General features: G+C 64.0%; 25 protein-coding genes and 1 riboswitch. Of the genes, 13 read left to right on the top strand and 12 right to left on the bottom strand.

Annotated elements, in window-relative coordinates; translation table 11 throughout:
* Together cobN and cobW are read right to left on the bottom strand one after the other, a co-directional pair.
* Nucleotides 1–3,762: a cobaltochelatase subunit CobN gene (gene cobN, locus ACF8SD_RS22250; protein WP_392485152.1), complete on the bottom strand. Its 3,762-nt coding sequence runs from the start codon at nucleotides 3,760–3,762 to the stop codon at nucleotides 1–3.
* 3 nt (nucleotides 3,763–3,765) lie between these two features.
* Nucleotides 3,766–4,833 (bottom strand): cobalamin biosynthesis protein CobW, encoded by a 1,068-nt coding sequence (gene cobW, locus ACF8SD_RS22245; RefSeq protein ID WP_173888911.1) that lies wholly within the window; start codon nucleotides 4,831–4,833, stop codon nucleotides 3,766–3,768.
* Between the two features lie 99 nt (nucleotides 4,834–4,932).
* Nucleotides 4,933–5,146: riboswitch (cobalamin riboswitch) on the bottom strand.
* Nucleotides 5,147–5,333: 187 nt separating this feature from the next.
* Here cobW and ACF8SD_RS22240 point away from each other — a divergent pair.
* From ACF8SD_RS22240 to ACF8SD_RS22225, 4 genes are all read left to right on the top strand, one after another.
* A complete protein-coding gene (locus tag ACF8SD_RS22240; RefSeq protein ID WP_173888910.1) occupies nucleotides 5,334–5,693 on the top strand; it encodes a hypothetical protein in 360 nt (119 codons plus the stop codon).
* Nucleotides 5,694–5,874: 181 nt separating this feature from the next.
* Complete coding sequence (locus ACF8SD_RS22235) at nucleotides 5,875–6,894, top strand: branched-chain amino acid aminotransferase (protein ID WP_392485151.1); 1,020 nt, start codon at nucleotides 5,875–5,877, stop codon at nucleotides 6,892–6,894.
* Nucleotides 6,895–7,124: 230 nt separating this feature from the next.
* Complete coding sequence (locus ACF8SD_RS22230; RefSeq protein ID WP_173888906.1) at nucleotides 7,125–7,376, top strand: hypothetical protein; 252 nt, start codon at nucleotides 7,125–7,127, stop codon at nucleotides 7,374–7,376.
* Between the two features lie 81 nt (nucleotides 7,377–7,457).
* Nucleotides 7,458–8,177 carry a TorF family putative porin gene (locus tag ACF8SD_RS22225; RefSeq protein ID WP_173888904.1) on the top strand — a complete coding sequence of 240 codons (720 nt, stop codon included), beginning with the start codon at nucleotides 7,458–7,460 and terminating at the stop codon, nucleotides 8,175–8,177.
* Here ACF8SD_RS22225 and ACF8SD_RS22220 read toward each other — a convergent pair.
* The gene (locus ACF8SD_RS22220) at nucleotides 8,152–9,066 is read right to left on the bottom strand and encodes a DMT family transporter (protein ID WP_173888902.1); all 915 of its coding nucleotides are present in this window, start codon (nucleotides 9,064–9,066) and stop codon (nucleotides 8,152–8,154) included. The genes ACF8SD_RS22225 and ACF8SD_RS22220 overlap by 26 nt on opposite strands.
* A gap of 281 nt (nucleotides 9,067–9,347) precedes the next feature.
* Between ACF8SD_RS22220 and ACF8SD_RS22215 the strand changes: the two genes are divergently transcribed.
* Nucleotides 9,348–9,659: a hypothetical protein gene (locus ACF8SD_RS22215; protein WP_173888900.1), complete on the top strand. Its 312-nt coding sequence runs from the start codon at nucleotides 9,348–9,350 to the stop codon at nucleotides 9,657–9,659.
* A gap of 58 nt (nucleotides 9,660–9,717) precedes the next feature.
* On the opposite strand, the gene ACF8SD_RS22210 is transcribed toward ACF8SD_RS22215, so the two are convergent.
* Together ACF8SD_RS22210 and ACF8SD_RS22205 are read right to left on the bottom strand one after the other, a co-directional pair.
* Complete coding sequence (locus ACF8SD_RS22210) at nucleotides 9,718–9,930, bottom strand: PLDc N-terminal domain-containing protein (protein ID WP_009686692.1); 213 nt, start codon at nucleotides 9,928–9,930, stop codon at nucleotides 9,718–9,720.
* 89 nt (nucleotides 9,931–10,019) lie between these two features.
* Nucleotides 10,020–10,490, bottom strand: coding sequence for an FAD/FMN-containing dehydrogenase (locus tag ACF8SD_RS22205; RefSeq protein WP_173888898.1), 471 nt, complete (start codon nucleotides 10,488–10,490; stop codon nucleotides 10,020–10,022).
* Between the two features lie 181 nt (nucleotides 10,491–10,671).
* Between ACF8SD_RS22205 and ACF8SD_RS22200 the strand changes: the two genes are divergently transcribed.
* Nucleotides 10,672–11,679: a GlxA family transcriptional regulator gene (locus tag ACF8SD_RS22200; protein WP_173888896.1), complete on the top strand. Its 1,008-nt coding sequence runs from the start codon at nucleotides 10,672–10,674 to the stop codon at nucleotides 11,677–11,679.
* Nucleotides 11,680–11,695: 16 nt separating this feature from the next.
* Here the strand turns inward: ACF8SD_RS22200 and ACF8SD_RS22195 are convergent, their stop codons facing one another.
* On the bottom strand, nucleotides 11,696–12,379 hold the full coding sequence (locus ACF8SD_RS22195; RefSeq protein WP_173888893.1) for a TetR/AcrR family transcriptional regulator: 684 nt from the start codon (nucleotides 12,377–12,379) through the stop codon (nucleotides 11,696–11,698).
* A 77-nt stretch (nucleotides 12,380–12,456) separates the two neighbouring features.
* On the bottom strand, nucleotides 12,457–13,335 hold the full coding sequence (locus ACF8SD_RS22190; protein WP_173888891.1) for a hypothetical protein: 879 nt from the start codon (nucleotides 13,333–13,335) through the stop codon (nucleotides 12,457–12,459).
* A gap of 307 nt (nucleotides 13,336–13,642) precedes the next feature.
* On the opposite strand from ACF8SD_RS22190, the gene ACF8SD_RS22185 reads away from it, so the two are divergent.
* Nucleotides 13,643–14,479 (top strand): bifunctional allantoicase/(S)-ureidoglycine aminohydrolase, encoded by an 837-nt coding sequence (locus ACF8SD_RS22185; protein ID WP_029886486.1) that lies wholly within the window; start codon nucleotides 13,643–13,645, stop codon nucleotides 14,477–14,479.
* A 101-nt stretch (nucleotides 14,480–14,580) separates the two neighbouring features.
* Here the strand turns inward: ACF8SD_RS22185 and sodC are convergent, their stop codons facing one another.
* The 4 genes from sodC to pobA all read right to left on the bottom strand — a co-directional run bounded on the left by sodC (nucleotide 14,581) and on the right by pobA (nucleotide 19,254).
* Entirely contained in the window at nucleotides 14,581–15,096 is a 516-nt protein-coding gene (sodC, locus tag ACF8SD_RS22180; RefSeq protein ID WP_392485150.1) for a superoxide dismutase [Cu-Zn] SodC, read from the bottom strand.
* 113 nt (nucleotides 15,097–15,209) lie between these two features.
* Entirely contained in the window at nucleotides 15,210–16,091 is an 882-nt protein-coding gene (locus ACF8SD_RS22175; protein ID WP_173888888.1) for a LysR substrate-binding domain-containing protein, read from the bottom strand.
* A 69-nt stretch (nucleotides 16,092–16,160) separates the two neighbouring features.
* The gene (ggt, locus tag ACF8SD_RS22170) at nucleotides 16,161–17,951 is read right to left on the bottom strand and encodes a gamma-glutamyltransferase (RefSeq protein ID WP_392485149.1); all 1,791 of its coding nucleotides are present in this window, start codon (nucleotides 17,949–17,951) and stop codon (nucleotides 16,161–16,163) included.
* Nucleotides 17,952–18,066: 115 nt separating this feature from the next.
* Entirely contained in the window at nucleotides 18,067–19,254 is a 1,188-nt protein-coding gene (gene pobA, locus ACF8SD_RS22165; protein ID WP_392485148.1) for a 4-hydroxybenzoate 3-monooxygenase, read from the bottom strand.
* A 172-nt stretch (nucleotides 19,255–19,426) separates the two neighbouring features.
* Here pobA and ACF8SD_RS22160 point away from each other — a divergent pair, with 172 nt between their 5' ends.
* From ACF8SD_RS22160 to ACF8SD_RS22150, 3 genes are all read left to right on the top strand, one after another.
* Nucleotides 19,427–20,305: a helix-turn-helix domain-containing protein gene (locus ACF8SD_RS22160; RefSeq protein ID WP_392485147.1), complete on the top strand. Its 879-nt coding sequence runs from the start codon at nucleotides 19,427–19,429 to the stop codon at nucleotides 20,303–20,305.
* Between the two features lie 108 nt (nucleotides 20,306–20,413).
* Nucleotides 20,414–20,812 carry a MerR family DNA-binding transcriptional regulator gene (locus ACF8SD_RS22155; RefSeq protein ID WP_009686680.1) on the top strand — a complete coding sequence of 133 codons (399 nt, stop codon included), beginning with the start codon at nucleotides 20,414–20,416 and terminating at the stop codon, nucleotides 20,810–20,812.
* A gap of 19 nt (nucleotides 20,813–20,831) precedes the next feature.
* On the top strand, nucleotides 20,832–21,731 hold the full coding sequence (locus tag ACF8SD_RS22150; protein ID WP_392485146.1) for a hydroxymethylglutaryl-CoA lyase: 900 nt from the start codon (nucleotides 20,832–20,834) through the stop codon (nucleotides 21,729–21,731).
* Between the two features lie 530 nt (nucleotides 21,732–22,261).
* Here the strand turns inward: ACF8SD_RS22150 and ACF8SD_RS22145 are convergent.
* A complete protein-coding gene (locus ACF8SD_RS22145; RefSeq protein ID WP_392485145.1) occupies nucleotides 22,262–22,780 on the bottom strand; it encodes an MgtC/SapB family protein in 519 nt (172 codons plus the stop codon).
* A 185-nt stretch (nucleotides 22,781–22,965) separates the two neighbouring features.
* Between ACF8SD_RS22145 and ACF8SD_RS22140 the strand changes: the two genes are divergently transcribed.
* From ACF8SD_RS22140 to mapR, 3 genes are all read left to right on the top strand, one after another.
* Nucleotides 22,966–23,205, top strand: coding sequence for a DUF3203 family protein (locus tag ACF8SD_RS22140; RefSeq protein WP_173888876.1), 240 nt, complete (start codon nucleotides 22,966–22,968; stop codon nucleotides 23,203–23,205).
* 120 nt (nucleotides 23,206–23,325) lie between these two features.
* Nucleotides 23,326–24,729, top strand: coding sequence for a cytochrome c oxidase accessory protein CcoG (ccoG, locus tag ACF8SD_RS22135; protein ID WP_173888874.1), 1,404 nt, complete (start codon nucleotides 23,326–23,328; stop codon nucleotides 24,727–24,729).
* A 50-nt stretch (nucleotides 24,730–24,779) separates the two neighbouring features.
* Nucleotides 24,780–26,189 carry a GntR family transcriptional regulator MpaR gene (gene mapR, locus ACF8SD_RS22130; RefSeq protein WP_173888872.1) on the top strand — a complete coding sequence of 470 codons (1,410 nt, stop codon included), beginning with the start codon at nucleotides 24,780–24,782 and terminating at the stop codon, nucleotides 26,187–26,189.
* The last annotated feature ends 128 nt before the right edge of the window (nucleotides 26,190–26,317 follow it).

Genomic DNA, 26,317 nt, shown 5'->3' with positions numbered 1-26,317 from the left:
TCAAGCCTGTTCCTCGCCGTCGAGCAGTTGCTCCTCGAGCGCTTCGCGGTAGTCGCCAGGCGCCTGCCACAGGCCACGTTGCTGGGCCTCCAGCAGGCGCTCGGTAAGGTCACGCAACGCCTCGGGGTTGTGCTCGCGCATGAAGTCGCGGGTGGCTGGGTCGAGCACATAGGCGTCGGCCAGCCCCTGGTAATGATGGTCGTCGATCAGGTGCGTGGTGGCGTCGAAGGCGAACAGGTTGTCCACCGTCGCCGCCATCTCGAAGGCGCCTTTGTAGCCATGTCGCTTGACCCCATCGATCCATTTGGGGTTCAGCGCACGGGCGCGGATCACCCGGTTCAGCTCTTCTTTCAAGGTACGGATGCGCGGCCGGTCCACCTGGCTGTGGTCACCGTGGTAACTGGCCACGCCGGCCCCGCCCAGGGTTTCCGAAGCCGCCAGCATGCCACCCTGGAACTGGTAGTAGTCGTTGGAATCGAGCAGGTCGTGCTCGTGGTTGTCCTGGTTTTGCAACACCGCCTGGACCTTGGCCAGGCGCTGGGCGAACTGGGCGCGGGCTGGGGTGCCGTCATCGCTGCCGCCGTAGGCATAGCCGCCATGGTTGAGGTAGACCTCGGCCAGGTCTTCGCGGCTGTGCCACAAGCGGCCGTCGATGGCATTCTGCACCCCGGCACCGTAGGCGCCGGGTTTGGCCCCGAAGACCCGCCAGCCAGCCTGCCGAGCGGCCTGTTCGGCGCTTGCGCCTTGGGCCTGCAGCGCAGCGCGCTCAGTGCGTACACGGGCAGCCAAGGGGTTGAGGTCGTCGGGCTCGTCCAGCGCGGCCACCGCCTGCACCGCGGCATCGAACAGCCGGATCAGGTTGCCGAAGGCATCGCGGAAGAACCCGGACACCCGCAAGGTCACGTCCACCCGTGGGCGGTCGAGCAAGCTCAGCGGCAAGATCTCGAAGTCATCGACCCGTTGGCTACCGCTGGCCCACACCGGCCGTACGCCCATCAACGCCATGGCCTGGGCGATGTCGTCGCCGCCAGTACGCATGGTAGCGGTACCCCACACTGAAAGACCCAGCTGGCGCAGATGGTCGCCATGGTCCTGCAGGTGGCGTTCAAGGATCAGGTTGGCCGAGGCGAAGCCCAGGCGCCAGGCCGTGGTGGTAGGCAGGTTGCGCACGTCCACGGTGTAGAAGTTACGGCCGGTAGGCAGCACATCGAGGCGGCCACGGCTGGGCGCACCACTGGGCCCGGCCGGCACGAAGCGCCCGGCCAGCGCCGCCAGCAAGCCCTGCATTTCTGCGCTGCCGCAGGCATCCAGGCTCGGCGCCACCTCCATGCACAGGGCTTGCAGCACAGCATGCACGGGGTGCCATGCGGCACTGTCAGGTAGCTGGGCAATGCCGCCCAGCGCCTGCTCGATCAGTTGCAGCGCCAATAGCTCCAGGCGCTCCCGTGTATCGCCACAGGTGCGCCATGCCTCGCAGCTTACCGCTTGCAACGGCTCGGGGCGGGCGCCCTGCCACGGCTGACCGAGTTCGCAATCCAGCGGGTCGAAGCCGGGCACCAGCGCCTTGGCCAAGGTGCGTAGCAGGCTGGCATTGCCGCCTCGGCCATCGCCGCGCTCGACCCTGAGCAACGCCAGCAGCGTATCCAGCCGCAGGCGCCCGGCAGGCGATTGGCCAAACACGTGCAGGCCGTCGCGGATCTGCGACTCCTTGAGGTCGCACAGGTAAGTGTCCAGGCGCGGCAGCCACACGGCAGCATCGTCCAGCTGCCCCTCCAGCTGCAGCTCGCGGTCGATATGGTTGGCCTTGACCAGTTCGAGGATGTCTCGCTGCAACTCGCGCGCCCGCCGAGGGTCGAGCAGTTGCGCTTCATAGAACTCGTCGGCCAGTTGCTCCAGGTGGCGCAACGGCCCGTAAGTCTCGGCACGGGTCAGCGGCGGCATGAGGTGGTCGATGATCACCGCCTGGGTACGGCGCTTGGCCTGGGCGCCCTCACCGGGGTCGTTGACGATGAACGGGTAGATGTTCGGCAGCGGGCCGAGCAAGGCGTCCGGCCAGCACTGCGCCGACAGCCCTACGCCCTTGCCTGGTAGCCATTCGAGGTTGCCGTGCTTGCCGACGTGTATGACCGCGTCGGCAGCGAAGGCATGGCGCAGCCAGAAGTGGAATGCCAGGTAACCATGTGGCGGCACCAGGTCGGGGTCATGGTAGACCGCGCTGGGGTCCACCTGGTAGCCACGCGCCGGCTGGATGCCGACAAAGGTCAGCCCAAACCGCAGGCCGGCGACCATCAGCCGGCCACTGCGGAACATCGGGTCCTGCTGGGGCGGCCCCCACCGTTCCAGCACCGCCTGGCGGTTGGCTTCGGGCAGGCGCGCGAACGCCGCCTGGTAGTCGGCCAGGCTCAAGCTCTGGGCGCAAGGGCGCTGGTCGAGGTGGTCGAGGTCGTTGGTCACGCCACCGAGCAACTGCTGGATCAGTTGCGTGCCACTGCCCGGCAGGTCGGCCACCGGGTAGCCTTCGGCTTGCAAGGCCTTGAGGATGTTCAGGGCCGCAGCGGGCGTATCCAGGCCAACGCCGTTGCCAATCCGGCCATCCCGGGTTGGGTAGTTGGCCAGTATCAGGGCGACGCGCTTCTGCCCATTGGGCAGGCGGGCCAGCTCGACCCAGCGGCGCGCCAGCTCGGCGACGAAGTCCATGCGCTCAGGGTGGGCGCGGTAGCACACCACATCCGACTGGCTGCGTTCGCTGCGCCAGGCCATGTCCTTGAAACTGACCGGCCGGGTGATGATGCGCCCGTCCAGTTCGGGCAAGGCAATGTGCATGGCCAGGTCGCGCGCACCCAGGCCTTGTTCGCTGGCTTCCCAGCCGGGCTGGTTGTCCTGTGCGCAAATGGCCTGCAACACCGGGATATCACGGCGGAACGGGCGCAGGTTGGGGCGTTCGGGGCTGGACAGGGCAAAACCGGTGGTGTTGACCAGCACCTCGGCGCCAACCTCGTCCAGCCAGGCTTCGACCTGCTCCAGGCAGGCGCTTTCCTTCAGGCTGGCCACGGCGATCGGCAATGGATTCAGACCGGCCGCCTGCAGGCGCTGGCAGAACACGTCGATGAACGCGGTGTTGGCCGCTTGCAGGTGCGAGCGGTAGAACAGCAGCGGCGCTACCGGGTGATCGGGGTGCCACTGCGGGTACCAGTCTTCCAGCGCCGCGCTGCCCTTTTGCGGGTGGTACACCGCCGTGCGCGGCAACGGCTGCGGCTCGTCCCAGGCATAGTCGCGGCCCAGCCACTGGCTGGCCAGGCAGTTGAACAGGTTGATGGCATTGGCCTTGCCGCCCTGGCGCAGGTAGTGCCAGAGGCGTTCGGCCTGCGCGCCGGTGACGTTGCCCAGACTGGTAAGTTCCGGGTCCGGGCGGTCGTCGCCCGGCACCAGGATCAGCTGCACGCCACGGGCCGCCAGTTCGACCAGTTGTTCTACGCCATAGCGCCAATAACCGACGCCACCGTGCAGCGACACCAGGATGACCTTGGCGTGGCGCAGCACCTCGTCAATGTACAGGTCGACCGAGGCATGGTTCTGCACCTGCATCGGGTTGGCCAGGCGCAGGCTGGGGAAGTCTTCGGGCAATTGCTCGGCGGTGTCGGCGAGCAATGCCAGGTGGGAATCGCCGCTGCAGAGAATCACCAGTTCGGCGGGTGTCTGGCCAAGGTCGGCGATGCTGTCATCCGGCACGAAGCCGCCGGGCTGGGTCCGCAGCAGGTGCATGGGTCAGGCGCCCAGGGCCTGGCGCAGGCGCGCTTCCAGCTGGGCCGCATCAAGGTCCTGGCCGATCAGCACCAGGCGGGTGATGCGCGGCTCGTCGGCGCGCCAGGCACGGTCGAAGTGCTTGTCGAAACGGGTACCCACGCCTTGCACCAGCAGGCGCATCGGCTTGCCCGGGATAGCAGCGAAGCCTTTGGCACGCAGGATGCCGAACTCCACCACCAGCTGGGTCAGGGCGTCGAGCAGCAGGCTTTCGTCGGCTTCCGGCAGGTCGATGGAGATGGAGTCGAAGGCGTCGTGGTCATGATCGTCATGGTCGTCGCCGTCGTGGTGCGCATCGTGATGGGTACGGCGGCCATCGATATGCACTTCGGACTCGGCACCCAGGCCCAGCAGCACTTCCAGCGGCAGCTTGCCGCTGCTGGCTTCAACCACTTTCACTGCGGCGGGCAGTTCTTCGGCAACTTCGGCACGCACCTTGGCCAGGTCTTCGGCGCCGATCAGGTCAGCCTTGTTCAATACCACCAGGTCAGCGCTGGCGAGTTGGTCGGCGAACAGCTCATGCAGGGGCGACTCGTGGTCCAGGTTGGGGTCTAGCTTGCGCTGCGCATCGACCTGGTCCGGGTAGGCGGCAAAGGTGCCGGCAGCCACCGCCGGGCTGTCGACCACGGTGATCACGGCGTCGACGGTGCAGGCGTTGCGGATTTCCGGCCACTGGAAGGCCTGCACCAACGGCTTGGGCAGGGCCAGGCCGCTGGTCTCGATCAGGATGTGGTCCAGGTCGCCACGGCGTGCCACCAGCTCGCGCATCACCGGGAAGAATTCTTCCTGCACGGTGCAGCACAAGCAGCCGTTGGCCAGCTCGTAAACGCGGCCGTTGGCCTCTTCTTCAGTGCAACCGATGCTGCATTGCTTGAGGATTTCGCCATCGATGCCCAGTTCGCCGAACTCGTTGACGATGACCGCGATGCGGCGGCCCTGGGCGTTGTCGAGCATGTGGCGCAGCAACGTGGTCTTGCCCGAGCCGAGAAAGCCGGTAACGATGGTAACGGGGAGCTTGGCCAGTGTTTTCATGTCGCAGTGCCCTTGGCAGTATGGCGCGGGCATGCAGGACGACAGCCACCGGCCAGGCCGGCCGGGCTTGTTCGCCACCGGATCACCCCGCCCGGTTGAAAGTCGAAAACGTGACGAGGCAGGTCTCCTGGCTTGCACCGTTCCAGTTGCCTGCCACGGCAGCAGTCTGGCGGGATGACGCCTTCCCGCGCGTTGGCGCAGTGGCTGTGTCGATCCGTTGTCGGTGCTTACAGTTGCGGGGGCAGCCGCGGCTTGTACCGCGTTCCCGTCTTAGCTTCGGCCTGGCCGAAGAACCTCGAAGTGGCAAGGCTACGCAGTGGTTGGCGGGTGGTCAACCGTTGCGGGTTGGCCGGGCGGCGGTGGGCAGTGCAAATGGGTTAAAGTGGCAGCCCGACCCACGTTCAAGGCCACCTCATGTCTCACGCCCCCTACCCGCCCGGCCCTGTGCAGTGTACCGGTGAACACCGCCTGCCCATGCAAGCCAATGACGAGGTCAACCCGTGAAAGCGCTGAGCAAACGTGAACTGGCCCAGCTGGAGCGCGAGCTGGTGGCGTGCCTGACCGAAGCCTGCGAAACCGCCAAGGCGGAAATTCTCGGGTTCAGTTGGCTAACCCACCGTCTTGACCCGCATGAGTTTCCCGCCAGCCTGCGGATAACCTGGGTGTTCGAGCAGGAGGCGGACAAGTTGGCGGCCCTGGCGGGTGACGCGAAGGGGCGCATGCTGGCATTGACCCGCCTGGCGCTCGAGGAAGCAGGCATAGCGCTGGACCACCCCGCCTGGCATGTGCGCTTCGACAGTGAGCAGGCCTGTCAGGAACGCCACGGCGGCGACTGGGCCAAACGCTTGCAGGGGCGCTGAACGCTCGCGACAAAACCGGTAGGCCTGGGTTTTCTCCCCGGCCTGGCCTTGCCCGCTGGCGGGCTGCTCGACGAAACCTGCGACCGGCCGTTCCCGATCCGCCACGGATGTATTAAGGTGGCGTGGTGCGCATATAACAGCAGCCCGAGCGATCGGGCACTAGCAAGACAATGAGGGTGTCATGAGCAACGAAAGCATTAATTGGGACAAGCTGGGTTTCGACTACATCAAGACCGACAAACGCTACCTGTCCGTATGGCGCAATGGCGAGTGGGACAAGGGCACCCTGACCGAAGACAACGTGCTGCACATCAGTGAAGGCTCCACCGCGCTGCACTATGGCCAGCAATGTTTCGAGGGCCTGAAGGCCTACCGCTGCAAGGATGGCTCCATCAACCTGTTCCGCCCGGACCAGAACGCCGCCCGTATGCAGCGCAGCTGCGCCCGCCTGCTGATGCCGCAGGTGCCGACCGACGTGTTCATCGAGGCGTGCAAGCAAGTGGTCAAGGCCAACGAAAAGTTCGTGCCACCGCACGGTAAGGGCGCCTTGTACCTGCGCCCGTTCGTGATCGGCACCGGCGACAACATTGGCGTGCGCACCGCCCCCGAGTTCATCTTCTCGGTTTTCGCCATTCCGGTTGGCTCGTACTTCAAGGGCGGCATGAAACCGCACAACTTCCAGATCTCCAGCTTCGACCGTGCAGCACCGCAGGGCACCGGTGCCGCCAAGGTCGGCGGCAACTACGCTGCCAGCCTGCAGCCAGGTGCCGAAGCGAAGAAAGCCAACTTCGCCGACGCCATCTACCTCGACCCGCTGACCCACACCAAGATTGAAGAAGTCGGCTCGGCCAACTTCTTCGGCATTACCGCCAACAATGAGTTCGTCACGCCTAAATCGGCCTCGGTGCTGCCAGGCATCACCCGCCTGTCGCTGATGGAGCTGGCGCAATCGCGCCTGGGCCTGACCGTGGTCGAAGGTGACGTGGAAATCAGCAAGCTGGAGCGCTTCGTCGAAGCCGGCGCTTGCGGTACTGCTGCGGTGATCACCCCGATTGGCGGCATCGAGTACAACGGCAAGCTGCACGTGTTCCACGACCTGGAGAAGGTCGGCCCGGTCACGCAGAAGCTCTACAACGAGCTGACCGGCATCCAGAGCGGTGATGTGGAAGCACCGGCTGGCTGGATCGTCAAAGTCGCCTGAAGCGCTTTTGCGTTGTAAAGACGGGGCATGCCATCGCTGGCATGCCCCGTTTTTTTCATGGACCAAGCCATCAGGCAGCGCCTTAAAGGTTTGAGCCTCTGCGCGTCAACGGCCAGGGCGGCGTGCATCAATAGTCACTATCGAGAGGGGCAATTTCTACCACGCGCGCCAACCACATAACCTAGCTCCATCGCCTCGCCACTTACGCCCTTGGCCCTTGGAGCTACCTGATGAACACCCTGGCCCGCTTGCTGACCGCCACTTTTGCCCTGCTTGCCCTCGCCATCAGCAGCGGCTGTGCCAGCCACCCTGAACTGCGCCCGTACAGCGCCGACGAAACCCGCCAATTACAGCTGGAGGCCTTGCAGCGCCGCGGTCTGTCGCTGGACGACTATGAGCAGCAACGCCGGGTGATCCAGCGTGCCGGCAACCTGCCGGTGGTGACCGAGGCAGCCGATGCCGACCGTTCGACCAAAGGCTGAACCCGCCGCTACAAGGTTTTCAGAGGCCGCTCGGGCAGGTATCCTTGAACGCTCTACCGTAAGCCCTCCAGGACGGTGACCATGTTCAGGCCCCTGCTGTTGCTGAGCATTGCCCTGCTGTTCAGCCCCCCTCTGCTGGCCCAGCAGATGAAGCGCCAACTGGGCGATTTCGACTTTACACTCGGCACCACCCCTTCCCGCAGCATGGCCCAAGGGTTGATTTCACCCACAGCGGTCGGCGCGTTTCATGGCGGCATGGATTTCAGCCACCCCAGTGGGCTGTACGTCGGCCAATACGCCCCAAGCATGGGGGTGGCGGCCAACTCGACCCTGCGCCTGGACAGCTACATGGGCTACAAGCACCACTTCGACAGCACCCTGGGCTATGAGGTGGGGTTGATCCACTACAGCCAGCCAAACATCGCCGGCGCCGACAGCGTAGCCCTGTATGGGGGAGTGTCGGTACTTGGCAGCCGGTTCGGCGGCGCACTGCGCGACAACCCCGACAACCGCACCGGTACGCTGTTCGCCGACTTTGGCCAACTGCCATTGTTCGATGTCGACCTCACCGTCAAACTCGCCCATCACCGCCTGGGCACACCCTTCACCATCGGCGATGGCAGCCAGGTGAATGCCTTTTCCGACTGGTCGCTGGAACTGTCGCGCCCTTGGCTAGGCATCGACCTGAACCTGATCTACAGCAACTCGAGCCTCAGTGGCACCAGCTGCGACGCCTATTCAGGCATGAACACCTATTGCGACAGCGTGGTCACCCTCAAGGCCCAGCGCAGCTTCTTCTAGGCTTTTCATACAGGGCCTGGCGGCGCGGTACCAGCGCCAGGGCAATGCCGCCCAGCACCACCACACTGGCGAGCAACAAACGCAGCGATAACGGCTCGCCTATCAGCGCAACCCCGCCCAACCCTGCCAGCACCGGCACACTCAGCTGCAGGGTCGCCGCCTGTTGCGCACTGACCTGGCGCACCACGCTATACCACACGGCGTAACCGGCCCCGGAAGCCAGCACACCGGAGCCCAGGGCGAACAGCAAGCCACCGGCGCTGAGGTGTGGCCCGCCCCCCAGCAACAGCAGCGGTGCCAGCACCACCAGCCAGGGCAGGCTGCGGGTAAAGTTGCCGGCCGTGTCGGCCAGCGGCCTGGGCGACCCTCTGCCGAGCAAGGTGTACGCCCCCCAGGCGATGCCAGACATAACCATCAGCAAGGCCCCGCTGAACGGTGGCGCCGAAGCGCCTGGCAACAACAGCACCAGCAAGCCGGCGAAGGCGATCAGCATCCCCAGCACGCCCCGTGCGCTGATGCGTTCGCCCTTGCACCAGGCAAAGCCGAACATCGTGATCTGCACAGCACCGAACAGCAGCAAGGCGCCCGCCCCGGCGCTCAGTTGCAGGTAGGCCGCTGAAAACAGGAAGGCATACAGGCACAAGGCCAGGCCTGCTCGCCAGGTGCCGCCCATGCCCTCTGCCGGCCGGCGCAAGCGAATCAGCACCAACAGGAATACTGCACCACTGGCCAGGCGCACCACCGTGAACGAGGCTGGGTCGATCGCCCCGTCTTTAAGGGCCAGCCGGCAGAACACCGAGTTGGCGGCAAATGCCACCAGGCTGAACAGCGCTGGCCAGAGCCAGGCCCGAGCCTTGTGTTCGGCAAGCGAGGTAGTGCCAGTGCTCATGGTGAGGTCACCTCTGAGTGAATTTTGTTGTTGTAACGGCACTGTAGTTGGGTCCGGCCCTGCCAGACAAGCAGCGAACCACCCTGGCGAGGTGGGGATAGGCATTGCTGCCGGGGTGGAACAGCCCCTCGGCACCGAACCTTAAGTTAATTCGAGGTCAAGTAGGCCATTTCCTACAAGCAGCTGAAGTGATTGAACATCGCGTTCGTTTGCTCAGCCGGCGCATGCCGGTATGGTGCAAGGTACGGCACGGAGGCCTAACCACAATCAAGGACAAAACCATGAGCAAATTCGAATTTCAGTTGGCTTACACCGTCGAAGGGGATGAGGCGGATGCAGCGAAGGCACGTACGTACCTGCGCGAGAAAACCGGCCTGGAGACCGTGCAGCACATCGAGACCACATTGCTTGGCGTGGTCACGCTCGAAGCCACGACGCTTGCTGACCGCCAGAAGGATGCCGAGCGCGTGTTCCACGCATTCATACACGATGCGTTGAAGACGCTGGGCGTGCTGTCCACCGTGAAGTTCTACGGCTGCCTGATGGTGAACGGCCTCGGCCCCGCCATTCGCTTCAGCGTGCTGCCCAAGTGACCGCTGAAAAGTGACCGCTGACGGTATCAGGCGCGCGGGCGCCTGATACCTGTGCCGGTCATTTTTCTTCGAGTACGGACCGGCCTTTGACGGCGCGCGGGCCACGCCAGGCCCAGAACAACAAGCCGGGGATTGGCGCGTAGACCACGAACACCACCCACAACATCTTGCGTTCGGCGCGCCGCTCACTGCCGATGATGTTCCAGATGGCCCAGATTTCCATGAGGATGACCAAGGCTGCGACAATGATCCAGATCGTTCCGACTTCCATAAGCGCTCTCTCTTTGCCGTGTAATGGCTTGGGTTGTTATTGACGCTGAGGGTTCAGATTGTTTTGACCACTCCTGCAGGTAACGCACCTCACTGCTGCGGCGCACGCTCCAGCGCCGCCTTCAATTTCGCGGCATCGGTGAACGCCTGCTGGCTCACCAATCTGCCTTCTTGCAACTGCAACCACTGCACCTGCCCTGGCTGCCCGGGGTACCGGCTGGCTACCCGCCCTTCCCGGTCGAGCAGCACCCTATAGCTGTAACCGCGCATGGCCGGGATGGCGAACAGCTTGCTGATCAACGCAGGCATGCGCTGGATGTCGGCGACGAATACGGCCTTGCGTGCTTCCAGGTAGCCTTTGTGCGCGTTGGCCAGTGCAGCCTTGACCAACTTGGCGCCGTCCATGTCGCGCGCCACCAGTAGTACCTGGGTGTCCGCGCTCAGGGTGTAGGCCTTGTCATACTGGTCAAGCAACGTGAAGGGCGCGAGCGGTTCGCCCGGCTCCATGGCCGTGGCCAGCAATGGCAACAAGCTGAGCAACAAGGCAGCGGCGTATTTCATCGAAAGGTTCCTCAAGGGCCAGGCGTTTGATGCAAACGCCTATGGCAAAGCATAGTGGCAAAGTCTGCAGCCATACAGGTTGCCTGAACACGACCTGTAATACGACACCGCCACCGGGGAGATTGTCTTTCCTCCAGCCACCGGCCACACTCTGCGAGCCAGCCAGCAAGCGGAGTTCAGAGTGCCCACGCCACGCCAGTTCAGCAAGAAGACCAGTACCAGCAACATGCTGCGGCTCAAGGCCAGCAGTGCCGATGCAAAGGCCCCTTATCGAGTCGATTTCGTGCTGCTCGAACACTTCTCCATGGCCAGTTTCACCGTGGCCATGGACGTGCTGGTCACGGCCAACCTGCTGCGTACCGACAGCTTCAGTTTCACCCCGCTGTCGCTGGACGGCGACCGCGTGCTCAGCGACCTGGGGCTGGAACTGGTGGCCACCGAATTGTCGACGCAGGCGTTGCAGTCACCGGACCTGCTGGTCATCTGCGGTGGCTTGCGTACGCCACTCAAATACCCGGTACTCGACCGCTTGCTCAGTGATTGCGCGGCCCATGGCATGGCCTTGGGTGGTTTGTGGAACGGCGCCTGGTTCCTGGGGCGCGCCGGGGTGCTGGATGACTATGGCTGCAGCGTTCACCCCGAGCAGCGTGCCAGTTTGTCCGAGCGCAGCCCGCAAACCCGTATTACGCCGGCCAGCTTCACCCTGGACCGCGACCGGCTCAGTGCCGCCAGCCCGAACGGCGCCATGGAACTGATGCTCGGGCTGGTGAGGCGCTTGTATGGTGACGGCCTGGCCGAAGGCGTGGAGGAAATTCTGTCGTTCTCAGGCGCCCGTTACCGCCAGGTCGGGCCGGGGGCCAAGAAGTCCATGAGCCTGCACCTGCGTACCATCGTCGAACTGATGGAAAACAACCTCGAGGAAACCCTCAGCCTCGACCAGTTGGCCGCCTACAGCGGGCGCTCACGGCGGCAGATCGACCGGCTGTTCCAGGCCCAACTGGGCACATCGCCGCGGCGTTACTACATGGAGCTGCGCATTACCAAAAGCCGCAGGCTGCTGCAGTATTCCGACCTGTCGGTGATGGAAGTGGCGGTGGCTTGCGGCTTTGTCTCGGTGTCACATTTCAGCAAATGCTATGCGGCGTATTTTGGCTACCCGCCCTCGCGTGAGCAGCGGTTGGGCGACTGAGCAGGTTGGCGCAGCGTCAGGGGCGCTGCTCGACCTGGATGTAGCGCAGCACCGCATCACAGATCATCGCCTTGTGCCGCAGCTTGACCTGGTCATCCGACAGGTCTATCTGGAAGATCTCGCCAAAGGTATGCCGGTTGGACACCCGGTAGAAGCAGAAAGAGCTCATCAGCATGTGCAGGTCGATCACCTCGATACCGCTACGGAACACCCCTTCTTCTACCCCGCGGCGCAGCGTATTGCCCAAGGCTTCGAGCACCAGGCTGCTCATTTCGCGAATAGCCGGGGACTGCTTGACGTATTCGCCGTAGTGGATGTTTTCGGTGCAGATAATCCGCACGAAGTCGACATTGCGGTCGTGGTGGTCGAAAGTGAACTCCACCAGCCTGCGGATCGCCTGGTCGGCCGGCAGTGACTCCAGGTCGAGGCTTTGCTCGGTCTTGCGAATATCGCCGTATAGCTTGACCAGGCACTCGCAATACAACTGCTCCTTGCTGCCGAAGTAGTAGTAGATCATGCGCTTGGACGTAGCCGTGCGTTCAGCGATGGCGTCTACGCGAGCCCCGGCCAGCCCTTGCTGAACGAATTCGTGGATGGCGGCCTGGAGGATATCCTCGCGGGTTTTCTCGGGGTTGTTCTTGCGCGTTCTGCGCCCCCCTTCGGTTTCAGGCTGGCCAAGGCCGACTACGGAATCACTCATACCCACTCACAGGCTGTTTATTGGAATGTGGGGGATTATCCGTGAGCACGGCCGTGCAGGGAAGCACGCTGTTGCGGCTAGCGCTGGGCCGTGACCGGCTCTGCTGGCGGCGTCAGGTGCAATACACGGTCGCGTCCGCCCTCGGCCAGCAGGTAACCGCCCTTGCCGTCGGCGATGATGGCCTGGGGCGCCTTGAGAAACGTCAGCACCGTGTGCTGGCTGCCGTCGGCAGCGATGCGCAGCAGCCGGGCGCGGTGCGTGTTGTCCTCGCTGATCCACAGGCCACGCTGGTCGCAGTACAGGAACGTGGGGTTGCGCAAACCGTCGACTACCACCGGGTCGCTGCCATCGTCGGCCAGGGCGCGCACGGTGCCCTTGGCTTTTTCGGTGTACAACAGGTCGCCCCGACAGCGTGTCAGCCCTTCGGTTTCTGTCAGGCCGGAACGCAGTACGTCCAGTTGCCCGCTCTGCCAGTCGTAGCGCATGAGGCGGCCGTTACCTTTTCGGTCTTCGATGGCATACAGGTGCTTGCCGTCGTTCCACAGCCCTTGCACGCTGTCGCCATCGAACAAGGGCGTGACCTTGCCATCGCGGGCCAGGCTGACCGGGGCGGCTCCGCCCTCCTGGCTGAATACCCAACCGCCCTGGGCCGCGACCATGCCGTCGGGCTTGGACAGGTTGTCGACAACTACCACCCGGGCACCGTCGGCGGCGATCTTGAGAATGCTGCCGCGGCCGTCGTCCAGCTCGCGGCTGACCAGCAGGCTGCCATCGGCTTGCGGCAGCAGTGACGCGGCCTTGGTCACGTCACGGTGCAGCACACCGACTGTCCAACCTGCCGCGGCCTGCACCGGATAGAAACTTTGCCAGGCGAAAAAGCCCAATGTGGCCACGAACAGGCCAGTGGTGGCGCTGAAGACGATTCGGGTGCTGCGCTTGCGCAGGATAGGCGGCATAGGGGGCTCCTCGGAAATGCCGGGGGATCCTAACAAGTGAATGTGAAAAATATGTCGGAAATATCTGATCGGTAGCCCACGACCTGATGTCAGTCCGTCAATCGGTTGGGGCCGCTTTGCGGACCAATGGGTCCCATCCTCCCACCCCCCTGCGTGCGAACGCGCATTCAGCTATCGAATCCTGGGTATTCCAACATTTAATTTGTGCATGGCGCGCGATCGACCCTATTCTGTCGCCACATCCCCTGCGCCGCACCGGCCGGTGCGGTTCACGGCATGGGGAGAGAACAACAAGTCGAGATTGTCCATGTCGAACCATTCGTACTTCGCCCCCCACGGTGGGCACCCGGCTCAAACCGAGCTGCTGACTGACCGTGCCATGTTCACCGAAGCCTACGCCGTCATCCCCAAAGGCGTGATGCGTGACATCGTCACCAGCCACTTGCCATTCTGGGACAAGATGCGCATGTGGGTCATCGCCCGCCCACTGACCGGTTTTGCAGAGACTTTCTCGCAGTACATCGTCGAAGTGGCCCCGGAAGGCGGCAGCGAACGCCCTGAGCTGGACCCTGATGCCGAAGCCGTGGTGTTCATCGTCGAAGGTGAACTCGACATCACCGTCGAAGGCAAGCACCACACCCTGGTGCCAGGCGGCTATGCGTTCCTGGCGCCAGGCGCCGAGTGGAGCCTGCGCAACAACAGCAAAGCCAATGTCACCTTCCACTGGCTGCGCAAGCACTACCAGAAAGTCGAGGGCCTGGACGCACCTGAGTCGTTCGTGACCCACCGTGACAACGCCACCGTCATTGAAATGCCGGGCACCGAAGGCCGCTGGGTCACTACCCGCTTCGTCGACATGGCCGACATGCGTCACGACATGCATGTGAACATCGTCACCTTCCAGCCCGGCGGCGTGATCCCGTTCGCGGAAACCCACGTGATGGAGCATGGCCTGTACGTGCTGGAAGGCAAGGCGGTGTACCGCCTGAACCAGGACTGGGTCGAAGTGGAAGCCGGCGACTTCATGTGGCTGCGCGCCTTCTGCCCGCAAGCCTGCTACGCAGGTGGCCCAGGCAAGTTCAGCTACCTGCTGTACAAGGACGTAAACCGTCACGTGCACCTGACGCTGAACCCCAAGCGCTGAGGCACCGGGGCGCATGGCGCCCTGCTCCCGACACAAGGCCGCCCCCGCAGGTTTGCGTGAACCTGCAGCGGCGGCCTTGTTTCAGGCGCGCGAGCAAGCGTTTACTGCACGACCCCGCAGGCCACCCGGGCTCCACCGCCACCCAGCTTCTCGGGGTGGTCGCTGTGGTTGTCACCGCCGGCGTGCACCATCAATGCATGGCCTTTGAAATCGGTGGCCTTCAGCCGCGGCGCGAGGACCGGATAGGTGGCCTTGCCATCAGCCCCCACATACAGCGCCGGCAAGTCGCCGCGATGACCGCTGTCATCATAAGGGCCTTTGTGGGCGTTGCTGGAATCCGGGTCCCAGTGCCCGCCCGCAGCGCCCGCTGGTACAGGCTTGCCGCCCTCTTGCGCCGGTGCGCACGAGGCGTTCTGGTGGAGATGGAAGCCGTGCACGCCTGGCGGCAGGTCCTTAAGGGCGGGGGTGAGCAACGTGCCATATTTGTTCTGCTCGATGCTGATAGTGCCAATGGACTTGCCAGGGCCGTCGGGGCCGGCCAGCTTGAGTTCGACCGTTTCGGCCGCCTGGGCCAACCCGGCGCTGGCCAGTAAAGCGACAAATGCAGCTGTTTTCATAGTGCGTCTCCATGGCTTGGGTTGCTGGGCGTATTGCCCACGTTAACGGTGGGACTGCACGGCCCTGCCAGACATTCCATCGCGCCACAGCCTGAAACACTTTCCTCGCTGGGCTAGATGCTGCCCCCGGCCAGCAATTGAGTCATCACCTCGGCCAAGGCCTTGACCATGATGTCGGCGGTCGGCCGGTGCACAATGACGATTTCATAGCTATCGATCTCCGGCAGCCCCTGCCCCTCGCCCAGCACCCGGTGCTCGCCTGTCGCCGCGCGCGGCGGGAGCAAACTGATGCCCATGCCATCGGCCACGGCCGCCTGGATGCCACTGAGGCTGGAACTGGTGAAGCTGATACGCCAGCGCCGGCCCATGCCTTCGATGGCATTGATCATGTCTTCGCGGTACAGGCCGCGGGGCGGAAAGGTCACCAGCGGAATCGGGTCCAGCTCGAAAGCGGGCGCGCGGGCACTGTCGATCCACTGCAGGCGCTCTGGCCAGCATGCCACGCCCTCGCGGGTGTTGCGCCGCTGCTTGAGCAGCACCAGGTCGAGCTCACCGTTGTCGTAGGCCTGGCTGAGGTCGCGGCACAGGCCGCTGGTCACCTCCAGCTTTACCTGCGGGTGCAGGCGGCTGAACGCCGCCAGCGCATTGGTGGTCCGCCCGCCGACGAAGTCTTCCGGCACACCCAGGCGCACGGTGGTGCCGACCATGGCCCCGGCCAAGGCTTCGAGCATCTGGTCGTTCAGCGCCAGCATATGCCGGGCATAGCCCAGCAGGGTCTGCCCGGCGTCGGTTGGCAGCACGTCGCGGTTGCCGCGTACCAGTAACCGGTGGCCAACCATATCCTCCAGGCGGCGAACCTTCTGGCTGATGGTCGACTGGGTGGAATGCAGGCGCGCGGCTGCGGTGGTGAAACTGCCGCAATCGGCCACCACCACCGTGGCGCGCAACAGGTCAAGGTCGAACAGGGCCCTATTCGATTTCACGCTACTGGGCATCTTGGTATTCAACTAATGAATGGCAAGATTGATTTCTACCACGCTACCCCAGGCACTGCAACGCCCTGCTCAGTCGCCGAGGGCGACCCCTTCGCGCCGCGGATCGGCCCCTCCGGCCCAGCCGTCAGCCGTGCGCTGGATGATCTGCATGCCGCTGGTCATGGTCATTGGCGTGACTTCGTGGCCCCAGGCCGCCAACCGGCGGACCAGTGCCGGGCTGGCCAGCCCTGCTTCCACTTCCGTGCCGGCATTGCGGCTGCCGAAGTTGGGCAGGCCCGCAGCCTGCTGCGGATCCAGTTGCCAATCCAGCAGGCCGAGCAGTGCCTTGTTCACGTAACCGATGATCTGTGAGCCCCCCGGTGACCCCAAGCTGGCCACCAGCTCGCCGCCAGCGCGGGAAAACACCAGGGTCGGCGCCATGGCCGACAGCGGCCGCTTGCCGGGTTGTACCCGGTTGGCCACAGGCCGGCCACGCTCCTGCGCGATGAACGAAAAGTCGGTCAGGGTGTTGTTGAGCAGGAAGCCCCTGACCATCACGTGCGCGCCGAACGCGGCCTCGACCGAGGTGGTCATGGCCAGGGCATGACCGCTGTCATCCACTGCGCTCAGGTGCGAGGTAGAAATGCGCAGGGGCGAGCGGTCCGGCGCCAGGGCCAGGTCGACACCCGGCGGCTGGCCTGGGCGCGCACGCTTCATGCTGTGCGCCCCGATCAAGGCGGCGCGGCTGGCCAGGTAGGCCGGGTGGGTGAGCGCCTTGACCGGCACGGGCACGTAATCGCTGTCTGCCAGGTACTGGGCGCGGTCGGCATACGCCAGGCGCTCGGCCTCGGCGACCAGGTGCACGGCCATTGGCACTGCTTCAAGGCCGGCCGGGGATGAAGTGGGCTGCGGCCGCAACCCAGCCAGGTCATGCGCAGGGACGGCACGTTGAGCGGCTTCAAGGATGCCCAGGGTCTGCAACACCGTTACCCCGCCGGAAGACGGCGGCGGCACGCCGCAAATTTGCCAGGCCTTGTAGGGGCCGCATACCGGCTCGCGCTGCCTGGCCTGGTACAGCTGCAAGTCCTGCAGCGACAGGTAACCGGGATTGGCATGGCTGCGCACCTGGGCCACCATGGCCTGGGCAATCTCGCCGCTGTAGAACACATCGGCGCCGTGCGCAGCGATCAGCTCCAGGGTTTGGGCAAGCGCCGGGTTGCGCAGGGTAGCCCCCACTGGCAAGGGCCTGCCCTGTTCATTCAGAAAATAACGCGCCATGGCCGGTGACTGGGCAATGAACGGGTCACCCGCTATCAACGTGTGCAAGCGCGGGGAAACCGCAAAGCCGCTGCGGGCCAAGGCGATGGCCGGTGCAAACAGGTCGCGCCAGGGCAGCTTGCCATAGCGCTGGTGGGCCATCTGCAACGCCCGCAGCACACCCGGCACCCCCACCGAGCGGCCACCGATCTGCGCCTGGCGGAACGGCATCGGCTCACCATCGGCCTGCAGGAACAGGTGTTCCGTGACCCCCGCTGGGGCTGCCTCGCGGCCGTCGAACGCCTGCACGCGCTCGCCATCCCAATACAGGATGAAAGCCCCACCGCCAATGCCACTGGACTGCGGCTCGACCAGGGTCAGCACCATTTGCATGGCGATGGCAGCGTCGATGGCGCTGCCACCGGCCCGCAGTATCGCCCGCCCCGCTTCGCTGGCCAGGGGGTTGGCAGCGGCCACCATATGCCGGCTGGCATGCACCGGCTGCAGGCCAGTGCGGTACCCGGAAGCAAGCTCCGGTGCTACGGGCAGCGCCTGGTCGGCCTTCGCCGCCCCGCTGGCAGCCAGCAGCCACAGGGCCACGAGCAGTGGCTTGGAAAATGTCATCGCGTGCTTCCTGCTTCACCCATTCAGCCCGCCACTGTGGGTCATGGCTTAACCCCAGTTCAAGCTTTTGCGCGATTTTCCTGGCTCCCGGCCTCGTCAGCGGGAGGCGGCAGCCTCAAACCACCTCTTCGAACGGCAGGCCCACATAGTTTTCGGCAATGTTCAGCAAGCCTGCCGGCGAGGTCAGGAAGTACTCGCGATCAGCCTCTTGCATCTTCTGGTCCCAGGCATCCTTATGGCTGCCGAAGTCGTGCAGCAGTTGGGTCATGAACCAGCTGAACCGCTCGCCCTTCCATACCCGGCGCAGGGCCAGGGGCGAATACTGCTGCAACAGCTCGGTACGCCCCTCGCGGTACACCTTGAGCAGAATCCGGTACAGGTAGTTGACGTCCGAGGCTGCCAGGTTCAACCCCTTGGCCCCGGTTGGCGGAACGATATGCGCGGCATCGCCGACCAGGAACAGGTGGCCATACTGCATGGGTTCCACCACCAGGCTGCGCAGCGGCGCGATGCTCTTTTCCAGGGCCGGGCCTGTGACCAGGTCCGCTGCCACCTCGGCAGGCAAACGCGCTTTCAGTTCGCCCCAGAAGCGCTCGTCGGGCCAGTCCTCGACACGGTCTTGCAGCGGCACTTGCAGGTAGTAACGGCTGCGGGTTTGCGAACGTTGGCTGCACAGCGCGAAACCGCGGGCATGGTGGGCATAGATCAGTTCATGGTTGACCGGCGGTGTGTCCGACAGCAGGCCCAGCCAGCCGAAGGGGTATACCCGTTCGTACTGTTTGAGCACGCCCTCGGGAATGCTCTGCCGAGAAACCCCATGGAAGCCGTCACACCCAGCAATGTAATCGCAATCCAGGCGATGGAGCTGACCATCTTTTTCAAAGGTCAGGTAGGGCTTGTCGCCCTTGAGCTCATGCGGCTGAACATTGCTGGCCGAATAGAGGGTGGCTGCCCCGCTGGCTTCACGGGCCTGCATCAGGTCACGGGTCACTTCAGTCTGGCCATAGACCATCACCGTCTTGCCGCCGGTGAGGGCCTTGAGATCCAGGCGCTGGCGGCGCCCGCCCACCAGCAGCTCGACACCTTCGTGCACCAGGCCTTCGCGGTCCATGCGTTCGGCCACACCGGCCTCGCGCAGCAGGTCGACCGTGCCCTGCTCCAGCACCCCGGCGCGTATGCGGCCCAGCACGTACTCGGCGGTCTGGCGCTCGACGATCACCGTGTCGATACCGGCGTTATGCAGCAGTTGACCCAGCAGCAGGCCCGACGGGCCCGCGCCAATGATTGCAACCTGAGTTTTCATTGTTGTTGTCTCTGTTGGAACGATACCGGCCCAGCACTGGCGGTGGCGCGGCATCTGCTGTTAGGGTTTGCCTTTGCATTTTTACGGGCAAAAACCGCAGCTGAGCTGTGCTATTCAATGCAAAACCTGCACTTTTACAAAAAACGTTCGATTAACGGACAGGCCAAAGCTGATGAAATCCACCCTTCCCGGCGTTCCACTGTTCAAGTTGTATGGGGAAAACCAGGCCTGGCCTGGCACCGACCTGCTGCACTGTGAATCAATCCCGGCACGCAGCCGCCTGCACCACTGGGAGATCAAGCCCCACCAACATGCCGAGCTGTTTCAACTGCTGTACGTGCAACGCGGGCAGGCCCAGGTGGAAATCGAGGGCACACGCTTTGCCATAAGCGAAGCCGCGATCCAGGTGGTGCCCCCCCTGACCGTGCATGGCTTTCGCTTCAGTGCCGACATCCAGGGCCACGTGCTCACGTTTGGCGCCGCGCTGGTGGCCAACCTTGAGCAGCGCCTGGGCGCACCGCTGGCGGTGTTGTCCAAGCCGGTAAGCTACCCGCTGGGCCGGGACCGCGCGCACCTGCGCAGCCTGATCGAGACCTTGCAGCAGGAATACCAGGGCAACGCCGCCTCGCGCGCGGCCATGCTGGAGGCGCTGGTGACCGCCCTGATGGTGTGGATCAGCCGCCGTCAGCAGCTTGGGCAGGCCCCGCGCACGCGCGATGAACGCGACCACCAGTTGCTGGGGCAGTATTTGCGCCTGGTCGAAGCGCACTACCGCGAGCACTTGTCGATAGAGGCATTCGCCGCACGGCTGAATGTGCAGAGCCTGCAGTTGAACCAGCTGTGCCGGGCGCTGAGCGGGCAGACGGCGTTGCAGGTGGTGCACCAGCGCCTGTTGCTCGAGGCGCGGCGCAGCCTGGTTTATACACGCATGAGCATCGGCCAGTTGTCCGATAGCCTGGGGTTCAGCGACCCCACCTACTTTGCCCGCTGGTTCAAGCGCCTGAGCGGGCAAACGCCCAATGCGTATCGGCGGGCAGTGCAGCCTGAATGATCGGCCTGCCTGGCCCCAGGTCCGCAGGCCATGCCCACGCTCGCGCTTGCTTGACGTTTACGTCAAGCAAGCCTCAGGATACCCGGATACTTCCGCCCGAGCCCCAGCATGAGCACGCAGACCTACAGCATCTCCGACCTGTCCCGCGAACTGGACATCACCACCCGCGCCATCCGCTTCTACGAGGAACAGGGCCTGTTGAGCCCAGAGCGCCGGGGCCTGGAACGTATCTATTCGGCGCGCGACAAGGTCAGCCTGAAGCTCATCCTGCGTGGCAAGCGTATCGGCTTTTCCCTGGCCGAGTGCCGCGAGCTGATCGAGCTGTACGACCCCACCAGCGGCAACCTCAAACAGCTCAACAGCATGCTGGCGAAAATCGCCGAACGCCGCGCCCAGCTGGAACAGCAACTGCTCGACATTCACCAGATGCAACTGGAGCTGGACACGGCCCAGGAACGCTGCGAGCAAGCATTGGCCGCCACCCTCAACAACACCGACAACCGCTGAACGCCACAGGAAAACCACCATGTCCCTGCCCAAACACGTGCGCCTAGTCGAAGTCGGCCCCCGCGACGGCCTGCAGAACGAAGCCCAACCCATCAACGTCGACGCCAAGGTGCGCCTGGTAGACGACCTCACCGAAGCGGGCCTGGCCTACATTGAAGTGGGCAGTTTCGTGTCGCCCAAGTGGGTCCCGCAAATGGCCGGCTCGGCCGAGGTGTTTGCCGGCATTCAGCAGCGCCCGGGTGTTACCTATGCAGCGCTGGCACCGAACCTGCGCGGTTTTGAAGACGCACTGGCCGCGGGGGTCAAGGAAGTGGCGGTGTTCGCCGCGGCCACCGAAGCGTTCTCGCAGCGCAACATCAACTGCTCGGTCAGCGACAGCCTAAAGCGCTTCGAACCGATCATGGCAGCTGCCCGCAGCCACGGTGTGCGGGTACGTGGCTATGTCTCGTGCGTGCTGGGCTGCCCCTACGAGGGCAAGGTCAGCGCCGAGCAGGTGGCACCGATTGCCCGCGAGCTGCGCGACATGGGCTGCTACGAGGTATCGCTGGGCGACACCATCGGCACTGGCACCGCCGGCGACACCCGGCGCCTGTTCGAGGTGGTGTCGGCGCAGGTGCCACGCGAGCAATTGGCCGGTCACTTCCATGACACGTATGGCCAAGCCCTGGCCAATGTCTACGCCAGCCTGCTCGAAGGCATCAATGTGTTCGACAGCTCGGTCGCCGGCCTGGGCGGTTGCCCGTATGCCAAGGGCGCCACCGGCAATATCGCCAGCGAGGATGTGCTTTACCTGTTACAGGGGCTGGGCATCGAGACCGGCATCGACCTGGACCGGCTGATTGCCGCTGGGCAGCGCATCAGCGAGGTACTGGGCCGCAGCAACGGGTCACGGGTGGCGCGGGCGCGCACGGCGCAGTGAGTCATGAAGGTGTCACAGAGGTGTGGGTGAGTGTTACCGCTCCCCATTCCACAGCGAAAAATCGGGTAACAGGGAAACAAATCGACAAAAATTCGGGCCATGCATTTTTGTCAGATTTCCATAACTGCTTGATTTTAAACGATATTCAAAAGTTGGCACGCTGCCTGCTATATCTTTCGTACAACAACAAAAAAAATGCGACACCCAATAAAAACAACAGATAACGGCTCTGACATAACAAGAACAACACGGCAGAGGCGCAGCAAGCAGATTTTTTTGGAGTAGACACGCTTTTCAGGGGGCCGCCCCGCGGTCTGGCACAGAACAACAAAACTACCTCAAGGTAGCGGCAGCCAGGTTCGGATCAGCAATGATGAAAGCAGGTCAGCGCTCAAAAAAATACGTTTGCTCTTGACCCCGCATGGGGGTCGCCCGCAACACCAGGACACGCCGACAAAAACAACAACAGGCCAGTCCCAATAATAAAAAAAGAGCAGGCAACAACGCTTTGAGGGGAGCTTCGGCTCCCCTCAGTGCTTCCTGCCCTCCTCCTCCTTCTGTTTGTCCTCGTTTTCCCCCTCGAATTTGTCCACCAGCACCGGCATCGTGGCCAGCACCATCAGGGCCAGCACCGTGCTGATCAGCGCCGTGGCTTCGCGGCCCATGCCAGCGGCCGTGCCAATGGCAGCGGTCATCCACAAACCTGCGGCCGTGGTCAGCCCCTTCACATGGCTGGTGTCCTTGCCGTTGCCTTTGAGGATGGTGCCCGCACCCAGAAAACCGATACCGGCGACGATACCCTGTATCACCCGGCTCAGGGCTTGTGCATCGGCCCCGGCCATGCTCGGTGCCAGCACGAACAGCGCGGCCCCCAGCGACACCAGCATGTGCGTGCGTACGCCCGCCGACTTACCCCTGTGTTCACGCTCGAACCCCAGTACTGCACCGAGTACCGCAGCCATCAATAACCGCAAAAGGATGCGCGTAACCTCGCTCGCGTCGGCGACATCGGCGAATTCGGCCTGGATTACCTGCCAGATCAGCTCCATTGCCTGGTTCCCATGCTGAGCATTGTCTTACTCCGCCCGGCGGCTCGCGAGCTTGCATGCGAGCAGCCGGGCCTGCTGTGTATAGACACTGACCTCCAGCCGCCGTGCAAAGTGCCACTGAGCCCGATGCAACGACCCACCCCCCATCGCGGTCCACCCTGTAACCCACCCAGGAGGCCTGACCCATGTCCGTTGAAATCGATGAAGCCACCCGCCGCTGCACCTTGAGTGGCCAAGACCTGCGTATCGAGTGTGCTGGCCCGGATATCGAAATCATTACCGACGAACAGTTGCGCATGTCGGTGGCGCTGCACGGCGGTCAACGCGTGCCCATCACCGAAGCCGAGGCCGACGCCTTGACCGTAGCAGGTGCGGTGGATAGCCGCAGGCACCTGAAGGCCAGCACTCCAGGCTCGGTAATCTAGGGGCCGGCGACTCCTGCGCAGTATCTGATATGGTTTTTGGCGCTAAATCTGAACCTGTGCTGCAAACAGTTTCGGCGCCATAGTGCTCAGGCCTGATCGAGGCCTGATGAGCACCCACCCATGAATGACAGAATCCTTTGCACAGAGATCGACAGCGCCCCGGCCAGCGTCAAACCGCGCCGCACGGACAGCGGCATTCACACCCGCAGCTTCACCGGGCTGTACCGTAACCTGCGCATGGGTTTCGCTGGCGCGCTTTTCTTGCTGTTCTTCGGCACCGCCTGGCTCGACTGGAACGGCCGCCAGGCCGTGCTGTGGGACCTGGCCAACAGCAAGTTCCACATCTTCGGCGCGACCTTCTGGCCCCAGGATTTCATTCTGCTGTCGGCGTTGCTGATCATCTGTGCCTTCGGCCTGTTCGCGGTGACCGTGTACGCCGGCCGAGTGTGGTGCGGCTACAGCTGCCCACAAAGTACCTGGACGTGGCTGTTCATGTGGTGCGAGAAAGTCATCGAGGGCGACCGCAATAAGCGCATCAGGCTGGCCGCCGCCCCCTGGAGCCTGAACAAACTGGCCCGGCGCACGGCCAAGCACTGCCTGTGGCTGGCCATTGGCGTGGCCACTGGGCTGACCTTCGTCGGCTATTTCACCCCGATCCGCCCGCTGGCTGCAGAACTGCTGACCTTGCAATTGGGCGGCGTGGCGCTGTTCTGGGTACTGTTCTTCACCGCGGCCACCTACATCAATGCCGGCCTGCTGCGCGAGGCCGTGTGCCTGCACATGTGCCCGTATGCGCGGTTCCAGAGCGTGATGTTCGACAAGGATACCCTGGCGGTTGCTTATGACCCACGGCGTGGCGAGACACGTGGGCCACGTAGAAAAGGCAGCGATGCCCGCACCCAAGGCTTGGGCGACTGTATCGACTGTACCCTGTGTGTGCAGGTCTGCCCCACCGGTATCGACATCCGCGACGGTTTGCAGATGGCCTGCATCGGTTGCGCGGCATGCATCGACGCCTGTGACGGGGTCATGGACAAAATGGGCTATGCCCGGGGGCTGATCGGCTACAAGTCCGAACACAGCCTGCAAGGCGGCTCCACCCACTGGCTGCGGCCACGCCTGCTGGGCTATGCCACTGCGCTGGTGGTCATGCTGGCAGCGCTGGTGCTGGCCGTGCATCTGCGCCCGATGGTGTCGCTGGATGTGATCAAGGACCGCGGCCTGTTCCGCGAAAACGCCCAGGGCCAGATCGAGAACGTCTACCTGCTCAAGGTCATCAACAAAACCGAGCGCACCCAACACTACGTGCTACGCCTGCAGGATGCCGACGGCTTCACCTTGCAGGGCGACACGGCACTGGTCATCCCCGCAGGCGAAATGAGCGAACTGCCGGTGTCGGTGGCAATGCTCGCCGAGCGGCCGACCAGCAGTTCGCAGACACTCAGTTTCGTCATCAGCGAACGCGATGACCCCGCCGTCCGCAGCGTGGCCCACAGCCGCTTCGTCGCACCGATGAACCGCTGATCCCTTACACTGCAACCACCTTGCCTGCCAGGCTTCGACAGAAGGCCAGAATGAAACGTTACGAACGCTTCGCCGACGATATTGCCGAACTGATCCGCTCCGGGGTGCTCGGCCCCGGCCAGCGGGTGCCCTCGGTGCGCTACGCCAGCCAGACCCACGGGGTCAGCCCGTCCACGGTGTTCCAGGCCTATTACCTGCTGGAACGGCGCGGGCTGATTCGCGCCAGGCCCCGCTCAGGCTATTTCGTCAACGCCCATGCGCCGCGCCAGTTCTGCGAGCCGCAGCCGCTGCAGCCGGTCAGCGAGTCCACCGCTGTCGACGTCAGTGCCCTGGTGTTCTCCATCCTCGACTCGATCAAGGACCCCAACACCGTGGCGTTCGGCTCCGCCTTCCCCAGCCCCGAGCTGTTCCCGCTGCAACGCCTGGCGCGCTCGCTGGCCAGCGCCAGCCGCAGCATGGACCCGCGCATGGTGGTGACCGACCTGTCACCCGGCAACCCGCAACTGCGCCGGCAGATCGCGCTGCGCTACATGGTCGGCGGGCTGATGCTGCCCATGGAGGAACTGCTGATCACCAACGGCGCACTGGAGGCGCTGAACCTGTGCCTGCAGGCGGTCACCCAGCCGGGCGACCTGGTTGCCATCGAGGCGCCGGCGTTCTATGCCTGCCTGCAGGTGCTGGAGCGGCTCAAGCTCAAGGCAGTGGAAATCCCGGTGCACCCGCGCCAGGGCATGGACTTGGAGGTGCTTGCGCAAACCCTGGACAAGCACCCGGTCAAAGCCGTGTGGTGCATGACCAACTTCCAGAACCCGGTCGGCGCCAGCATGCCAGAGGCGAACAAGCAGGCACTGGTACAACTGCTGGCACGGCACCAGGTGCCCCTGATCGAGGACGACGTTTACGCCGAGCTGTACTACGCGCAGCAGGCGCCCAAGCCGGCCAAGGCATTCGACACCCAGGGGCTGGTGATGCACTGCGGCTCGTTCGCCAAGAGCCTGGCCCCTGGCTACCGCATAGGCTGGGTTGCGGCCGGGCGTTACGCGCAGAAAATCGAGCGGCTGAAGTTGATGACCTCCCTGTGTGCCTCGATGCCTGCCCAGGCCGCCATCGCCGACTACCTGCAGCACGGCGGCTACGACCGCCACCTGCGCAAGCTGCGCTACGCACTGGAAGGGCAACAGGCCAACATGCTCGCCGCTATCGCTCGGTATTTCCCGGCCCAGACGCGGGTCAGCCAGCCCTCCGGGGGTTACTTCCTGTGGCTGGAGCTGCCCGAGCAAATGGACGCCCTCAAACTGTTCCACATGGCCCTGGCTCAAGGCATCAGCATCGCCCCCGGGCCGATATTTTCGCCCACCCGACGTTTCGGCAACTGCATTCGCCTGAACTACGGCAGCCCCTGGAACGCCGCCGCCGAACAGGCCATGGAAACCCTGGGGCGGATCATTCGGTCATTTTGAAGGCAAATGGCAATCAAGGTAACTATAGTAGTGCGATCCATTACCGAGGGAGCTCAGCATGGTTCAGGACGATGCCGCTGCTCGCACACAGATACTTCAGGACAGGGTGCTCGAACTGGAGGCCCAGG

This window comes from Pseudomonas sp. CJQ_9 (genome assembly GCF_043106615.1).
Taxonomy (GTDB): Bacteria; Pseudomonadota; Gammaproteobacteria; order Pseudomonadales; family Pseudomonadaceae; genus Aquipseudomonas; species Aquipseudomonas juntendi.
This window is presented reverse-complemented; position numbering and strand designations above follow the sequence as displayed.

Excerpts from the sequence above, each read along its gene's own strand:
- cobN (WP_392485152.1), bottom strand. The coding sequence starts at position 3,762 with ATGCACCTGCTGCGGACCCAGCCCGGCGGCTTCGTGCCGGATGACAGC.
- cobW (WP_173888911.1), bottom strand. The coding sequence starts at position 4,833 with ATGAAAACACTGGCCAAGCTCCCCGTTACCATCGTTACCGGCTTTCTC.
- ACF8SD_RS22235 (WP_392485151.1), top strand. The coding sequence starts at position 5,875 with ATGAGCAACGAAAGCATTAATTGGGACAAGCTGGGTTTCGACTACATC.
- ACF8SD_RS22230 (WP_173888906.1), top strand. The coding sequence starts at position 7,125 with ATGAACACCCTGGCCCGCTTGCTGACCGCCACTTTTGCCCTGCTTGCC.
- ACF8SD_RS22225 (WP_173888904.1), top strand. The coding sequence starts at position 7,458 with ATGTTCAGGCCCCTGCTGTTGCTGAGCATTGCCCTGCTGTTCAGCCCC.
- ACF8SD_RS22220 (WP_173888902.1), bottom strand. The coding sequence starts at position 9,066 with ATGAGCACTGGCACTACCTCGCTTGCCGAACACAAGGCTCGGGCCTGG.
- ACF8SD_RS22215 (WP_173888900.1), top strand. The coding sequence starts at position 9,348 with ATGAGCAAATTCGAATTTCAGTTGGCTTACACCGTCGAAGGGGATGAG.
- ACF8SD_RS22210 (WP_009686692.1), bottom strand. The coding sequence starts at position 9,930 with ATGGAAGTCGGAACGATCTGGATCATTGTCGCAGCCTTGGTCATCCTC.
- ACF8SD_RS22205 (WP_173888898.1), bottom strand. The coding sequence starts at position 10,490 with ATGAAATACGCCGCTGCCTTGTTGCTCAGCTTGTTGCCATTGCTGGCC.
- ACF8SD_RS22195 (WP_173888893.1), bottom strand. The coding sequence starts at position 12,379 with ATGAGTGATTCCGTAGTCGGCCTTGGCCAGCCTGAAACCGAAGGGGGG.
- ACF8SD_RS22190 (WP_173888891.1), bottom strand. The coding sequence starts at position 13,335 with ATGCCGCCTATCCTGCGCAAGCGCAGCACCCGAATCGTCTTCAGCGCC.
- ACF8SD_RS22185 (WP_029886486.1), top strand. The coding sequence starts at position 13,643 with ATGTCGAACCATTCGTACTTCGCCCCCCACGGTGGGCACCCGGCTCAA.
- sodC (WP_392485150.1), bottom strand. The coding sequence starts at position 15,096 with ATGAAAACAGCTGCATTTGTCGCTTTACTGGCCAGCGCCGGGTTGGCC.
- ACF8SD_RS22175 (WP_173888888.1), bottom strand. The coding sequence starts at position 16,091 with ATGCCCAGTAGCGTGAAATCGAATAGGGCCCTGTTCGACCTTGACCTG.
- ggt (WP_392485149.1), bottom strand. The coding sequence starts at position 17,951 with ATGACATTTTCCAAGCCACTGCTCGTGGCCCTGTGGCTGCTGGCTGCC.
- pobA (WP_392485148.1), bottom strand. The coding sequence starts at position 19,254 with ATGAAAACTCAGGTTGCAATCATTGGCGCGGGCCCGTCGGGCCTGCTG.
- ACF8SD_RS22160 (WP_392485147.1), top strand. The coding sequence starts at position 19,427 with ATGAAATCCACCCTTCCCGGCGTTCCACTGTTCAAGTTGTATGGGGAA.
- ACF8SD_RS22155 (WP_009686680.1), top strand. The coding sequence starts at position 20,414 with ATGAGCACGCAGACCTACAGCATCTCCGACCTGTCCCGCGAACTGGAC.
- ACF8SD_RS22150 (WP_392485146.1), top strand. The coding sequence starts at position 20,832 with ATGTCCCTGCCCAAACACGTGCGCCTAGTCGAAGTCGGCCCCCGCGAC.
- ACF8SD_RS22145 (WP_392485145.1), bottom strand. The coding sequence starts at position 22,780 with ATGGAGCTGATCTGGCAGGTAATCCAGGCCGAATTCGCCGATGTCGCC.
- ACF8SD_RS22140 (WP_173888876.1), top strand. The coding sequence starts at position 22,966 with ATGTCCGTTGAAATCGATGAAGCCACCCGCCGCTGCACCTTGAGTGGC.
- ccoG (WP_173888874.1), top strand. The coding sequence starts at position 23,326 with ATGAATGACAGAATCCTTTGCACAGAGATCGACAGCGCCCCGGCCAGC.
- mapR (WP_173888872.1), top strand. The coding sequence starts at position 24,780 with ATGAAACGTTACGAACGCTTCGCCGACGATATTGCCGAACTGATCCGC.